The organism is Pantoea sp. X-Soil-TKNS-1207 (assembly GCF_059730485.1).
In genome coordinates this window covers 2,429,404-2,442,813 of record NZ_AP035958.1, presented here as the reverse complement: position 1 = coordinate 2,442,813, position 13,410 = coordinate 2,429,404, and the positions used below count along the sequence as shown (strand labels likewise).

15 protein-coding genes are annotated in these 13,410 nt (G+C 55.5%); 9 read left to right on the top strand and 6 right to left on the bottom strand.

Annotated elements, in window-relative coordinates:
• The first annotated feature begins 44 nt into the window (after positions 1-44).
• The 5 genes from yoaA (at position 45) to rnd (ending at position 6,470) form a co-directional block, all read left to right on the top strand.
• Positions 45-1,955 (top strand): DNA repair helicase YoaA, encoded by a 1,911-nt coding sequence (yoaA, locus tag AC6I8V_RS11480; protein ID WP_497842385.1) that lies wholly within the window; start codon positions 45-47, stop codon positions 1,953-1,955.
• Positions 1,956-2,009: 54 nt separating this feature from the next.
• Complete coding sequence (gene tsaB, locus AC6I8V_RS11475; protein WP_497842384.1) at positions 2,010-2,708, top strand: tRNA (adenosine(37)-N6)-threonylcarbamoyltransferase complex dimerization subunit type 1 TsaB; 699 nt, start codon at positions 2,010-2,012, stop codon at positions 2,706-2,708.
• 62 nt (positions 2,709-2,770) lie between these two features.
• The gene (locus AC6I8V_RS11470; protein ID WP_497842383.1) at positions 2,771-3,364 is read left to right on the top strand and encodes a Slp family lipoprotein; all 594 of its coding nucleotides are present in this window, start codon (positions 2,771-2,773) and stop codon (positions 3,362-3,364) included.
• 210 nt (positions 3,365-3,574) lie between these two features.
• Positions 3,575-5,251: a long-chain-fatty-acid--CoA ligase FadD gene (fadD, locus tag AC6I8V_RS11465; protein WP_497845823.1), complete on the top strand. Its 1,677-nt coding sequence runs from the start codon at positions 3,575-3,577 to the stop codon at positions 5,249-5,251.
• 97 nt (positions 5,252-5,348) lie between these two features.
• Positions 5,349-6,470, top strand: coding sequence for a ribonuclease D (gene rnd / locus AC6I8V_RS11460; protein ID WP_497845822.1), 1,122 nt, complete (start codon positions 5,349-5,351; stop codon positions 6,468-6,470).
• A 53-nt stretch (positions 6,471-6,523) separates the two neighbouring features.
• On the opposite strand, the gene minE is transcribed toward rnd, so the two are convergent.
• The 3 genes from minE to minC are packed head-to-tail and all read right to left on the bottom strand — an operon-like array spanning position 6,524 to position 8,353.
• Entirely contained in the window at positions 6,524-6,793 is a 270-nt protein-coding gene (minE, locus tag AC6I8V_RS11455; protein WP_013509389.1) for a cell division topological specificity factor MinE, read from the bottom strand.
• 3 nt (positions 6,794-6,796) lie between these two features.
• Complete coding sequence (minD, locus tag AC6I8V_RS11450; protein WP_013509388.1) at positions 6,797-7,609, bottom strand: septum site-determining protein MinD; 813 nt, start codon at positions 7,607-7,609, stop codon at positions 6,797-6,799.
• 33 nt (positions 7,610-7,642) lie between these two features.
• Entirely contained in the window at positions 7,643-8,353 is a 711-nt protein-coding gene (gene minC / locus AC6I8V_RS11445) for a septum site-determining protein MinC (RefSeq protein ID WP_497842382.1), read from the bottom strand.
• Positions 8,354-8,506: 153 nt separating this feature from the next.
• Here minC and AC6I8V_RS11440 point away from each other — a divergent pair, with 153 nt between their 5' ends.
• Positions 8,507-8,782: a YcgL domain-containing protein gene (locus AC6I8V_RS11440; protein ID WP_497842381.1), complete on the top strand. Its 276-nt coding sequence runs from the start codon at positions 8,507-8,509 to the stop codon at positions 8,780-8,782.
• On the opposite strand, the gene AC6I8V_RS11435 is transcribed toward AC6I8V_RS11440, so the two are convergent.
• Positions 8,779-9,027: a hypothetical protein gene (locus AC6I8V_RS11435; RefSeq protein ID WP_497842380.1), complete on the bottom strand. Its 249-nt coding sequence runs from the start codon at positions 9,025-9,027 to the stop codon at positions 8,779-8,781. The genes AC6I8V_RS11440 and AC6I8V_RS11435 overlap by 4 nt on opposite strands.
• A gap of 25 nt (positions 9,028-9,052) precedes the next feature.
• Here AC6I8V_RS11435 and AC6I8V_RS11430 point away from each other — a divergent pair, with 25 nt between their 5' ends.
• Together AC6I8V_RS11430 and ycgN are read left to right on the top strand one after the other, a co-directional pair.
• Positions 9,053-9,712, top strand: coding sequence for a fumarylacetoacetate hydrolase family protein (locus AC6I8V_RS11430; RefSeq protein WP_497842379.1), 660 nt, complete (start codon positions 9,053-9,055; stop codon positions 9,710-9,712).
• 64 nt (positions 9,713-9,776) lie between these two features.
• Complete coding sequence (gene ycgN / locus AC6I8V_RS11425) at positions 9,777-10,223, top strand: cysteine cluster protein YcgN (protein ID WP_497842378.1); 447 nt, start codon at positions 9,777-9,779, stop codon at positions 10,221-10,223.
• Positions 10,224-10,258: 35 nt separating this feature from the next.
• Here ycgN and dsbB read toward each other — a convergent pair whose 3' ends face one another.
• Both dsbB and nhaB read right to left on the bottom strand, forming a co-directional pair.
• Positions 10,259-10,789 carry a disulfide bond formation protein DsbB gene (gene dsbB, locus AC6I8V_RS11420; protein ID WP_497842377.1) on the bottom strand — a complete coding sequence of 177 codons (531 nt, stop codon included), beginning with the start codon at positions 10,787-10,789 and terminating at the stop codon, positions 10,259-10,261.
• Between the two features lie 120 nt (positions 10,790-10,909).
• On the bottom strand, positions 10,910-12,430 hold the full coding sequence (gene nhaB / locus AC6I8V_RS11415; protein ID WP_497842376.1) for a sodium/proton antiporter NhaB: 1,521 nt from the start codon (positions 12,428-12,430) through the stop codon (positions 10,910-10,912).
• Between the two features lie 210 nt (positions 12,431-12,640).
• Between nhaB and fadR the strand changes: the two genes are divergently transcribed.
• Positions 12,641-13,360, top strand: coding sequence for a fatty acid metabolism transcriptional regulator FadR (fadR, locus tag AC6I8V_RS11410; RefSeq protein WP_497842375.1), 720 nt, complete (start codon positions 12,641-12,643; stop codon positions 13,358-13,360).
• Positions 13,361-13,410: the final 50 nt, after the last annotated feature.

The window sequence follows — 13,410 nt, the reverse complement described above, 5'->3', positions numbered from 1 at the left end:
ATACTGACATAATTACAGTACTTTTAAGCAATCGGTGAGGATGTGTGGCAGACGATTTTGCAGCTGACGGCGCGCTGGCGCAGGCGATTCCAGGCTTTAAACCGCGCGAAGCGCAGCGTGAAATGGCGCAGGCGGTAGCTGAAGCGGTGAAAACCGGCGGTGAACTGGTGGTTGAAGCCGGAACCGGTACCGGGAAAACCTATGCCTATCTTGCGCCCGCCCTGCGTGCCGGGAAAAAAGTGATCATCTCCACCGGTTCTAAAGCCTTGCAGGATCAGCTGTACAACCGCGATCTTCCCACCATTGCCCGCGCCCTGAAATTCAAAGGTAAAACCGCGCTGTTGAAAGGGCGCTCCAACTATCTCTGCCTTGAGCGTATGGAGCAGCAGACGCAAAGTGGCGGTGACCTCAGCGTTCAGGCGCTGAGCGATTTGATTACCCTGCGGGGCTGGTCATCGGAAACCATTGATGGCGATACCAGCGGCTGCGCGGGTGTCGCGGAAGACAGCCCGGTGTGGCCCTATGTCACCAGTACCAACGATAACTGTCTCGGCAGCGACTGTCCGCTGTATAAAGAGTGCTTTGTGGTCAAAGCGCGTAAGCGCGCGATGGAAGCGGATGTGGTGGTGGTTAACCATCATCTGTTTCTTGCCGACCTGGTGGTAAAAGAGAGCGGGTTTGGCGAACTGATCCCGGAAGCTGAGGTGATGATTTTCGATGAAGCCCACCAGTTGCCGGATATCGCCAGCCAGTATTTCGGCCAGCAGCTCTCCAGCCGTCAGCTACTCGACCTGGTCAAAGACATCATCATTGCCTACCGCACCGAAGTGCGCGATGTGCAGCAACTACAAAAATCCGCCGACCGTCTGGCGCAATGCACGCAGGATTTCCGCCTGACGCTGGGAGAACCGGGTTTCCGCGGCAACCTGCGCGATCTGCTCAACGACAATAACATCATGCGGATGCTGACCCTGCTGGATGATGCGCTGGAACTTTGTTACGACGTGATCAAGCTATCGCTGGGTCGTTCTGCGCTGCTGGATGCCGCTTTTGAGCGTGCCGCTCTGTATCGCACCCGGCTGAAACGCCTGCGCGCCATCGATGAACCGGGTTTCAGCTACTGGTACGAATGTACCAGCCGTCATTTTACCCTCGCGCTGACGCCGCTCTCGGTCTCGGAACGCTTCCGGGAAGTGATGGATACCCGCAAGGCGGCGTGGGTATTCACCTCGGCGACGCTGGCGGTGAATGAACAGATGGGCCACTTCGCCAGTCGGCTGGGGGTGGATAAGGCCAGAACGCTGATCCTCAGTAGTCCGTTCGATTATGCCCGCCAGGCCTTGCTGTGCGTGCCGCGCAACCTGCCGGAGCCTAATCGCCCCGGCGGCGCGCGTCAGCTGGCGCGGATGATGAAGCCGCTTATCGACGCCAACAAAGGGCGCTGCTTCTTTTTATGCACCTCGCACATGATGATGCGTGAACTGGCGGTGGAATTCCGTGCCTCCATGACCATTCCGGTGCTGTTGCAGGGCGAAACCAGCAAAGGCCAGCTGCTGAAGCAGTTTCTCGACGCGGGCAACGCGTTGCTGGTGGCTACCAGCAGCTTCTGGGAAGGGGTGGATGTGCGTGGCGATGCGCTGTCGCTGGTCATCATCGATAAACTGCCCTTTACCTCGCCGGAAGATCCGCTTCTGAAGGCGCGTATGGAAGATTGTCGCCTGCGCGGCGGCGATCCCTTTAACGACGTGCAGTTACCGGATGCGGTAATTACCCTGAAACAGGGCGTGGGGCGTTTGATTCGTGATACCGACGATCGTGGTGTACTGGTGATTTGCGATCAGCGCCTGGTGTCGCGTCCCTACGGTGCCTTATTCCTCAACAGCTTGCCCCCCACGCCGCGCACCCGCGACCTTGACCGCGCCATCCGCTTTGTCCGTGAGCAGGAGAGTCACTAATTTGTGCCAGGCTGTGATAAGATGCGCGCCATTTTTGACTCTCCCGAGGTTGTTATGTCCGCCCGAATTTTAGCCCTGGACACGGCGACAGAAGCCTGTTCTGCCGCGCTGCTGCATCAGCAGCAGATTGATGCCCGTTTCGAAATTGCCCCGCGCGATCATACGCAGCGTATTCTGCCGCTGGTGCAGGAACTGTTGCAGGCGCAGCAGCTCGAACTGACCGCGCTCGATGCGCTGGCATTTGGTCGCGGGCCTGGCAGCTTTACCGGCGTGCGCATCGGTATCGGTATCGCACAGGGGCTGGCGCTGGGGGCGAATCTGCCGATGATCGGCATCTCTTCCTTAGCCACCATGGCGCAGGGCGCATGGCGTCTGACCGGTGCGACTCAGGTACTGGCGGCGATTGATGCGCGTATGGGCGAAGTGTACTGGGCGGAGTATCAGCGCGATGCACAGGGTGAATGGCAGGGCGCTGAGACTGAAGCGGTGCTGACGCCAGAAGCGGCGCAGGCACGTATCGCCAGCCTGAGTGGTGAATGGACCACGGTCGGTACCGGCTGGCAGGCTTACCCGCAATTGCTGACTTCGCCGGGCGCCCGGCTGCACTCCAGCGAGGTGCTGCTGCCTGCCGCAGAAGATATGCTGCCGCTGGCGGTGTCTGCATGGCAGCGCGGGGAAAGCGTGGCGGTGGAGCACGCTGAGCCGGTGTATCTGCGCAATGAAGTGGCATGGAAAAAGTTACCAGGCCGTTAAAAGCGCCACGCAACTTATCGCTGCGCATTCAGTCTAATCTGAGAAATAACAGGAGAAGTACCATGCCAATAAGTCGTAAAGGGATGTCTGGCGCTCTGTTAGCCTGCGTGCTGTTGATCAGCGGTTGTGTTTCGGTGCCGGACTCGATTAAAGGGAGTTCTCAGCTTCCACAGCAAGATTTACTTCGGGTGATGAATGCGCCGCAGCTATATGTCGGGCAGGAGTCGCGTTTCGGCGGTAAGGTGGTGAACGTCACCAATCTGAATGGTCTGACGCGCCTCGAAATCGCCACCCAGCCGCTGGATGACAGCGCGCGCCCACGCCTGGATGCGGCGTCGGTTGGCCGCATTTTTGCCGACATTCACGGCTTTGTCGATCCGGTGGACGTGAAAAACCAGTTCGTTACCGTGCTGGGTAACATCAAAGGCACCGAGAAAGGCACTGTGGGTCAGGCCAGCTATAATTTTGTGGTGATCGATGTGAAAGGTTATCAGCGCTGGCGTTTGACGCAGCAGGTGATGACGCCGCCACAGCCAATCGATCCCTGGATTTGGTATGGACCGACGCGTCGTCACCCCGGTTATTGGGGACCTAACCCCTACTGGGGCATGTACAACAGCGGCCCGGCACAGGTAGAAACCATTCTGACTGAATAACTTTTGTTTATCAGTCTGTTACGGCCCGATCGCGGTGCACGCGAGCGGGCCTTTTTATTGAGAGCGCAACCGAAGCGCGAAATTTAGTGATGCGCCTCGCAACCTGAAAATGTCATACCGGGCAAACTGGTACAATCAGTTAAAATATTGTTAATAACATTGATGGCAGAGGCGGCGATGGCTAAGCAACAAGAATATCGGGGTGAATCTTTGAATAAGGTTTGGCTGAAACGCTATCCGCCAGATGTCCCGGCGGAAATTACTGCGGACCGTTATACCTCTTTGATCGATCTTTTTGAGCAGGCAGCAACGCGTTATGCCGATCAGGTCGCTTTCGTTAACATGGGCCAGCCGATGACCTATCGTCAGCTGGAGCAGAAAAGCCGCGCTTTTGCCGCCTGGCTGCAACAGGGGCTGAAACTGCAGGCGGGCGATCGTGTTGCCCTGATGATGCCCAATCTGCTGCAATATCCGGTGGCGCTGTTTGGCGTGCTGCGTGCGGGCATGGTGGTGGTTAACGTCAACCCGCTCTACACGCCGCGCGAGCTTAAGCATCAGCTGGTGGACAGTGGCGCCAGCGCGATTGTTATCGTCTCAAACTTTGCCCACACGCTGGAAAAAGTGGTTGCCGAAACGCCGGTAAAACATGTGATGCTGACGCGCATGGGCGACCAGCTGGCGCCGGTAAAAGGTACGCTGGTCAATTTTGTCGTGCGCTATGTGAAAAAGCTGGTGCCGAAATACCATCTGCCTGGCGCCGTGCCGTTCCGTCACGCGTTGCAGCAGGGGGCGCAGCTCACCTATACGCGTCCTGATGTCAGTAATGACGATCTGGCGTTTCTGCAATATACCGGCGGCACGACCGGGGTGGCGAAAGGCGCGATGCTGACCCACGGCAACATGCAGGCCAACCTCGAACAGTCCAAAGCGACTTACGGCAAACTGCTGCGCCCCGGACAGGAGTGCGTGGTCACGGCGCTGCCGCTGTACCATATTTTCGCCCTGACGGTGAATTGCCTGCTGTTTCTTGATCTCGGCGGCCAGAACCTGTTGATTACCAATCCGCGCGACATTCCGGGTTTTGTGAAAGAGCTGGCGAAGTTTCCGTTCACCGCGCTGACGGGCGTCAACACGCTATTTAACGCGCTGCTGAACGACGCCAACTTTAACCAGCTGGATTTCTCCACGCTGCGTTTATCCGCCGGCGGTGGCATGGCGGTGCAGAAAGCGGTGGCGGAACGCTGGGAAAAACTCACCGGCCACTATTTGCTGGAAGGCTATGGCCTGACGGAGTGCTCGCCGCTGGTGTCAGTCAATCCGTATGACATTACCTGTCACACCGGCAGTATCGGTTTACCGGTACCCTCCACCGATGTGCGTATCGTGGATGAGCAGGATAATGAAGTGGCACCCGGTGAACCGGGCGAGCTTTGCATTCGCGGTCCGCAGGTGATGCTCGGCTACTGGCAGCACCCGGCGGCCACCGACGAAGTGTTGAAAAATGGCTGGCTGCATACCGGTGATATTGTTACCGTGGACAGCGAAGGCTTTATCCGCATCGTCGATCGGAAAAAAGACATGATCCTGGTGTCCGGTTTTAATGTGTATCCTAACGAAATCGAAGATGTGCTGATGCAGCATGAGAAAGTGCGTGAAGCCGCCGCGATTGGCGTGCCGAGCGATCTTTCCGGTGAAGCGGTGAAGGTATGTATCGTGAAAAAAGATCCTTCGCTGACCAAAGAAGAGGTGCTGGATCATTGTCGCCGCCAGCTTACCGGATACAAAGTACCGAAGATTATTGAGTTTCGTGACGAGCTGCCCAAAACCAATGTGGGCAAGATCCTGCGTCGTGAACTGCGCGACGAGGTGAAGCGGGAAGGGCAGTAACGCGCAACCCGCTAATGGTTAACGCCGGCAATGACCGGCGTTTTTATTGCTTTTAACATGGAGCGCTGCGCGAAGTATGCCGCAGCGAAAACATAACGTGAATTATTCCCTGATCGACCAAAATGACCAACTGGCTGCGGTGTGTGACAAAGCGCGCCAGCACGCTGCCGTGGCGCTGGACACCGAATTTGTCCGCACGCGCACTTACTATCCGCAGCTGGGCTTGATTCAGCTGTTTGATGGCGAGCAACTGGTCCTGATCGATCCGCTCAACATCACCGACTGGGCGCCGTTTGTGGCGCTGCTGCGGGATACGCAGGTGACCAAATTCCTGCACGCTGGTGGTGAAGACCTTGAAGTGTTCCTGCACCGTTTTCGCTGTCTGCCCGATCCGATGATCGATACCCAGATTCTGGCGGCCTTTGCCGGGCAGCCGCTGTCGTGGGGCTTTGCCGCGATGGTAATGCACTTCAACCAAATCGAACTCGATAAAAGCGAAGCGCGCACCGACTGGCTGGCGCGGCCGCTGACGGCGCGTCAGTGTGAATACGCGGCGGCTGATGTGGCCTATCTGTTGCCCATCGCGCACCAGCTGGTGGCGCAGACCGAAGCCGCAGGCAATATGGCGGCGGCGCTCAGCGAATGCGACACCCTGTGTCAGCGTCGTCTTGATGTACTGGCGCCTGAAGATGCCTGGCGCGATATCACCAATGCCTGGCAACTGCGTCCGCGTCAGCTGGCGGCGTTGCAGCGTCTGGCTGCATGGCGTCTGAATATTGCGCGGCAGAAAGATATGGCGGTGAACTTTGTGGTTCGCGAAGAGAATCTGTGGAAAGTGGCGCGCTTTATGCCGGGTAGTTTAGGCGAGCTGGATCATCTGGGACTCAATGGCCATGAGATCCGTTTTCACGGCAAAGCGATGCTGGCGCTGGTGGCCGAAGCGCAGGCGCAGGATGAAGCCACGCTGCCGGAACCGCTCGGCAATCTGATTGACCATCCGCATTACAAGCAGACGTTTAAGGCGATCAAAGCGCTGGTGCAGCAGGTGAGTGAAGAGACCGGCTTTAGCCAGGAACTGCTGGCTTCGCGTCGTCAGATCAATCAGGTGCTGAGTGTGCAATGGGGACTGAAAAGCGCATCACGCACGCCGGAATTGCTGACAGGCTGGCGCGGCGATTTGCTGAAAGCGCGCATCGACGAGATTCTGCAAACGCTGTAATCCCCTTGTTTCCCCTGCGAACTGCGCAGGGGAAAATCAGGAGACCGCTGGCGTCATTTGGTGACTTCTTCCGTCTCCGGTAGCGTGACGTTCAACTCCAGAATGGAGATATCATCCCCTTTCTGGTCCAGCTGAACCGTCACCATATCCGGATCAATTTTTACGTACTTACAAATCACTTCCAGAATGTCGCGCTTAAGCTGCGGCAGGTAATGGGGCTCACTGTCACCCCTTCTGCGTTCAGCCACAATAATCTGCAGCCTTTCCTTGGCGATGTTGGCTGTGTTCTTCTTACGGGATAAAAAGAAATCAAGTAATGCCATTGGTTATCCCCCGAACAGGCGTTTCAGGAAACCCTTCTTCTCTTCTTCAATAAAGCGGAAGGGGCGTTCTTCGCCAAGCAGGCGGTCTACGGTATCAGCATAGGCTTTACCGGCATCTGAGGTGGCGTCGAGGATCACCGGCTCACCCTGGTTAGAGGCGCGCAGTACCGATTGATCTTCAGGAATAACGCCAACCAGCGGAATACGCAGGATATCCAGCACGTCTTCCATGCTCAGCATATCGCCACGGCTTACGCGGCCCGGATTGTAACGGGTCAGCAGCAGGTGTTCTTTCACCGCTTCTTCGCCATTTTCCGCGCGACGTGATTTGGACGCGATGATGCCGAGAATACGGTCGGAGTCACGTACTGATGAAACTTCCGGGTTGGTAGTGATGATGGCTTCGTCGGCGAAGTACAGCGCCATCAGCGCACCGGTTTCGATACCGGCTGGAGAGTCACAAACCACAAAGTCGAAGTCCATGGCTGCCAGATCGTTCAGCACTTTCTCCACGCCTTCACGGGTCAGGGCATCTTTGTCACGGGTTTGCGACGCCGGCAGAATGTAAAGCTGCTCGGTGCGTTTGTCTTTGATCAGCGCCTGATTCAGCGTGGCATCGCCCTGGATGACGTTAACAAAGTCGTAAACCACGCGGCGTTCGCAGCCCATGATCAGATCGAGGTTACGCAGACCGATATCGAAATCGATCACAACGGTTTTTTTGCCTTTCTGCGCCAGACCAGTGGCGATGGCCGCGCTTGACGTGGTCTTGCCAACGCCCCCTTTACCCGATGTAACTACAATGATGCGTGCCATAAATATTGATTTCCTTAACGAAAGAAAAGGGGCCTAATTAAGTGTCTGAATGGTGAGCGCGCCCTCTTTGAGGCACAGACGCGCAGCTTTACCAAAAAATTCTGCCGGAATCTGATCCATGATCCAGTATTCCCCGGCAATTGAGACCAACTCTGCGGCGAGGTTGGTACAAAAAATCTGGCAGTCACGATCGCCGCTGGCACCCGCCAGGGCACGACCGCGCATCATGCCGTAAATATGGATGTTGCCATCGGCAACCAGCTCGGCACCGGCGCTGACGCTGCTGGTGACAATCAAATCAGCGTTGCGGGCATAGATTTGCTGCCCCGAACGGACCGGCGTATGGATGATGCGGGTTTTGGTGACGGTATCTGCCGCGACGGGGGCGGGCGCTGGCGTGGGTTCAGCAGCAGGCGTTTCAACGCGCTTTTTGCGATCGCTCCCCTCAGACAGCACAGGTAATCCGGCACGTGCGATCATCTTTTTCAGCGCATCATCTTTACAACCGCTGACGCCAACGATGCGCAGCCCCGTTGCCGTGACGGCTTGCTGCATCTGCTTCCAGTTGATGTCACCGTTCAGTGCAGACACATTCAGCACCACCGGCGCGTTTTTCAGAAAGCCGGGTGCCTGGTCGATTTTGTCCTGCAGCGCCTGACGAATCACCTCGGGTTGCGAATGGTGCAGATGAACCACTGACAGGGTAAAACTGCTTCCCTTGAATTCGATTGGCGTTTGCGACATCTGTCCTGACTCGTCCTGTTTTCACTTCCGTCTGATGCAAGCCGATAAAATCGTCATTAACACCGCACGGTCAATATTCGAAGTTCTGCAAGCATGTTATAGTTACTGTTATATTCAGGCAAGTGACGCCACAGGTTAATTCGAGTAAAAAATATGTTTTGTGTGATCTACAGAAGCCCGCAACGTGACCAGACTTATCTCTATGTTGAAAAAAAAGACGATTTCTCGCGCGTCCCGGAGGAATTGCTGCGCGGCTTCGGCAAACCCCAGCTCTCAATGGTGCTGTCGCTGGACAAACGCGAAAAACTGGCTAATGCGGATATCAATAAAGTTAAGCAGGGACTGAGCGAACAGGGCTATTATTTACAATTGCCGCCCCCGGTGGAAAGTCTGCTGAACATACATCTTCAGCACGGCAAAAAAGATTAATTCGGATTCATCTGTAAATATATCCAGATTAAATCATCCACCCGCATCGCTTTATTTATTGCCTGCATTAAAGCCTTAATTGCAGGCAATAAACCAATGTCCTCTCGCCCCGTGATGATAACGATTAACGTCTTTTGACAATTTCCGCACAGCTCACAGCCAAAAACCAGCTTAATATATTGACCCTCAGCCTGCCGCGTTCCGGCACTGAAGCAGACACAACGCGCCAGTTGGACTGGCGTCATACTCAAACCAAAGCAGGGGAATAGCATGTATCAGCATCGTAACTGGCAGGGCGCTTTGTTGGATTACCCGGTCAGTAAAGTGGTCTGTGTAGGCAGCAACTATGCTAAGCACATCAAGGAGATGGGAAGCGCAACGCCCAGCGAGCCGGTGGTATTTATCAAACCGGAAACTGCGCTGTGCGATCTGCGTCAGCCACTGTCCATTCCGGGCAATTTTGGTGAAGTGCACCACGAAGTGGAGCTGGCGGTACTTATCGGCGCCACGCTGAAGCAGGCGAATGAAGAACATGTGGCTAAGGCCATTGCCGGATACGGCGTGGCGCTGGACCTGACGTTGCGTGATGTGCAGGCGGGTCTGAAGAAAGCGGGTCAGCCATGGGAAAAGTCTAAAGGCTTCGATAACTCCTGCCCGCTGTCTGGTTTTATCCCGGCGGCCGAATTCAATGGTGATCCGCAGAATACCGAGCTGAAGCTGGTGGTGAACGGTGAAGTGCGCCAGCATGGCAGCACCGCCGATATGATCCACAAAATCCTGCCGCTGATTGCCTATATGAGCCAGTATTTTACGCTGCGCGCCGGCGATGTGGTGATCACCGGCACCCCTGAAGGGGTGGGTCCGATGCGCTCTGGCGACAAACTTGAAATCTCGCTGGCGGGTCACGGTATTACCACGCGCGTACTGTAAAACTTGCATCACCGCACCTGAACCTTTATAAGGTGCGGTTTTAAAGCTAACCCGGACCGCCATCATGACAGACCTTCCTTTCTGGCAGACAAAACGCCTTGACCAAATGAACGACGCCGAGTGGGAATCGCTGTGCGACGGCTGCGGTCAGTGCTGCCTGAATAAACTGCAGGATGCGGATACCGATGAAATCTACTTCACCAACGTCGCCTGCAATCAGCTGAACATCAAAACCTGCCAGTGTCGTAACTACGAACGGCGTTTTGAGTATGAAGAAGATTGCATCAAACTGACGCGGGACAACCTCACCACGTTTAACTGGCTGCCGCGTACCTGTGCCTATCGCTTGTTAGGTGAAGGGAAGACGTTACCGGCCTGGCATCCTCTGGTGTCCGGTTCGAAGAAAGCGATGCATGCGCAGCGCATTTCAGTGCGTTATATCGCGGTGCGGGAGAGTGAAGTGCGCGACTGGGAAGATCATATTATCGATCGGCCCGACCGCAACGGTTGATAAGAAAACAGGCAGCCTCGGCTGCCTGATTTTTTTTAGCGGCTAAACAGATCGCGACGTTTGGCTTTGAAAGGCTGAGCAATCAGCACCAGCGCGCCTACCAGCAGATAAGCAGCGAAAATGAAGATCATCCACTGCGGCATACTCCAGGTGAGGAAGGTCCAGCTACGTTCAGCGCAGTCGCCGCTGGCGACAAACACCGACGGCAGCCATTTATCCAGCGGCAGCCAGCCAGGGAAACGTGCGGCAAAATCACAGGTTACGAACGGATTGGGATGCAGCTGGATCATGGTGTGATCGTAAGAGAGCTTTAATCCCTGAATGGCACTGTACAGCCAGATCAGAATCGCTACCCAACGCAGTGGGGTTTTGGGCGCAATCGCCCCAACGATGCCCGCGCCCATCACGCCGAACAGCGCACACCGTTCATAAATACACATCACGCAGGGTTTCTGGCCCATGACATGCTGAAAAAAGAGTGCTGTCAGTTCAAGAGCCAGCGTAGTCAGTGCCAACAATAACCAGGCTCCGCGACCTCGCGAACATTGGTTCAAATATCGCAACATATAGCTTTTCCTGTAGCCGTTAATGTCTGGCAGTGTAAACCAAAAGCGCGACCGTGCCAGCCTGGCTACAGGAAAAAATCATGTATAAAAATGAGTTATCCTGATCCAGGCCAAAAAAGTTTAGGGTTGTGCAACGCTAATCCAACCCTGCTGTAAAAAGTAATCGGTTAATGGCACCAGCCATTCGGTGATGCAGAAAAACCCGACCAGCGACAGCACCACGGTGAACGGCAACGCCATCCACACCATGCGACCGTAGGAGAGATGGATCAGCGGCGCCAGAGCCGAGGTCAGCAGGAACAGAAACGCCGCCTGACCATTGGGCGTCGCCACAGAGGGCAGGTTGGTGCCGGTGTTGGTGGCGACGGCCAGCAGCTCGAACTGGCGCAAATCGATCGCGCCATGTTGCAACGCCCGCTTCGCCTCGTTGATATACACCGAGCCAACAAACACGTTATCGGAAATCGATGACAACACGCCATTGAACACATAGAACCAGCGCAGTTGCCAGTCCGGGTCGGCCTGCAACACAAAATGAATCAGAGGCTGGAACAGTTGCTGCTCAATGATGACCGCGACGATAGCAAAGAACACCGCCAGTAACGCGGTAAACGGCAGGGCTTCGGTAAAGGCCTGGCCCAGTTGATGCTCATCAGTGAAGCCGCACAACGAGGTGGCGAGAATAATCACCGACAGGCCAATCAGGCCCACTTCGGCCAGATGAAAAGCCAGCGCGATGATAAGCCATACGCCGATCAGGGCCTGCACCCACAGTTGCAGCGTCTCCTGACGGGTGCGCTGGGCGCTGGCCTGCCGATCGCTCTCCAGCAGAACGATACGCACCGCATCCGGCAGGGTTTCACCGTAGCCAAACAGACGGAAGCGCTCCACCAGTACGCTGACCAGAATGCCGCACAGCAACACCGGCACGGTCACGGGCGCCATGTGCAGGAAAAAGTCGGTGAAGTTCCAGCCTGCCGCGTGGGCGATAATCAGGTTTTGCGGTTCGCCCACCATGGTCATCACCCCGCCAAGGGCGGTTCCGACGCCGGCCTGCATCATCAGGCTGCGCAGGAAAGCGCGAAACTTTTCCAGCGTCTCGGGTGTTCCCGCATCGTCATGCTGCGCCGACGCCACGCGATCATAGATATCGTAGAACCCTACGGCGACGCTGATTACTACGGCCAGCACGGTCAGCGCATCGAGAAAGGCGGAGAGAAAGGCCGCTGCCAGGCAGAAGGTCAGGCCGAGCAGCACTTTGCTGCGCAGGGACAGCAGCATCCGGGTAAAAACAAACAGCAGCAGTTGCTTCATAAAGAAGATGCCCGCCACCATAAAAATCAGCAGCAGCAGCACTTCAATATTGCCCGCCAGTTCGCTTTTAACCTGTTCCGCGCTGGCCATGCCGATGGCAATGGCTTCAATAGCCAGCAAACCCCCCGGCAGTAATGGGTGGCATTTCAGCGCCATGCCGAGCGTAAAAATAAATTCCGCCACCAGTAACCAGCCGGCCAAAAATGGGCTGATAAAAAAGAAAATCAGTGGATTGATTAGCAAAAAAGTAAGGAGGATAAGTTTATACCATTCGGGCGACTGCCCAAGAAAATTGCGCCTGAATGCCTGCGTATAACTGAGTTCCATTGACTCTCCCTGATTAACAACCATGTTTTAAATGTTGCCAAGGGTAATGTGTCAGCGGGTTGTAAGCAAATGTCGAGAGTAGGGGTATTCGGTGATGCTGAATTTTGCGCCAGCGCGCGCTTTTAATCAGTTGCCAGGCTATATCCGCTATAGCCCCTCTGGTATGATGAGTGCTAATTACGACAAAGAAAGCAACGAGAAATAAATGCTATGGTGATTAAGGCGCAAAGCCCCGCAGGATTTGCTGAAGAATATATTATTGAAAGCATCTGGAACAGTCGTTTTCCGCCGGGGTCGATTCTACCTGCCGAACGTGAGCTTTCTGAACTGATTGGGGTAACCCGTACCACGTTGCGTGAAGTATTGCAGCGTCTGGCGCGTGATGGCTGGCTGACCATTCAGCACGGTAAACCCACGCGAGTGAATGATTTTTGGGAAACATCAGGCCTGAACATTCTCGAAACGCTGGCGCGTCTTGATCACGACAGCGTCCCGCAGCTGATTGATAATCTGCTGTCGGTACGTACCAATATCGCGTCAATCTTTATCAGCCGCGCGCTGCGTCATCATCCTGATAAAGCGCGTGATGTGCTGGACACCGCCCTGAGCGCTGACGATCAGCCTGAAGCCTACACCGAACTGGATTACCGCGTGTTTCGTGGCCTGGCGTTCGCCTCCGGCAACCCGATCTACGGTCTGATCCTCAATGGTCTGAAAGGTCTGTATACCCGCGTTGGCCGTCACTATTTTTCTAACCCGGAAGCGCGCGAACTGGCCCGCAGTTTCTATCAGCAGCTGGCGAATCTGTGCGGCGTAAACCCGACGCAGGAACAGATTGTCGATTGCGTCCGTGATTACGGTCGTCGCAGCGGGGAGATCTGGCATGGTATGCAGAAAAGTATGCCGGACGATTTAGGCAGCAAGCGTTAAGCCGCCGAACAAAATAAAAAGCCGTCATCATGACGGCTTTTTTTATGCTG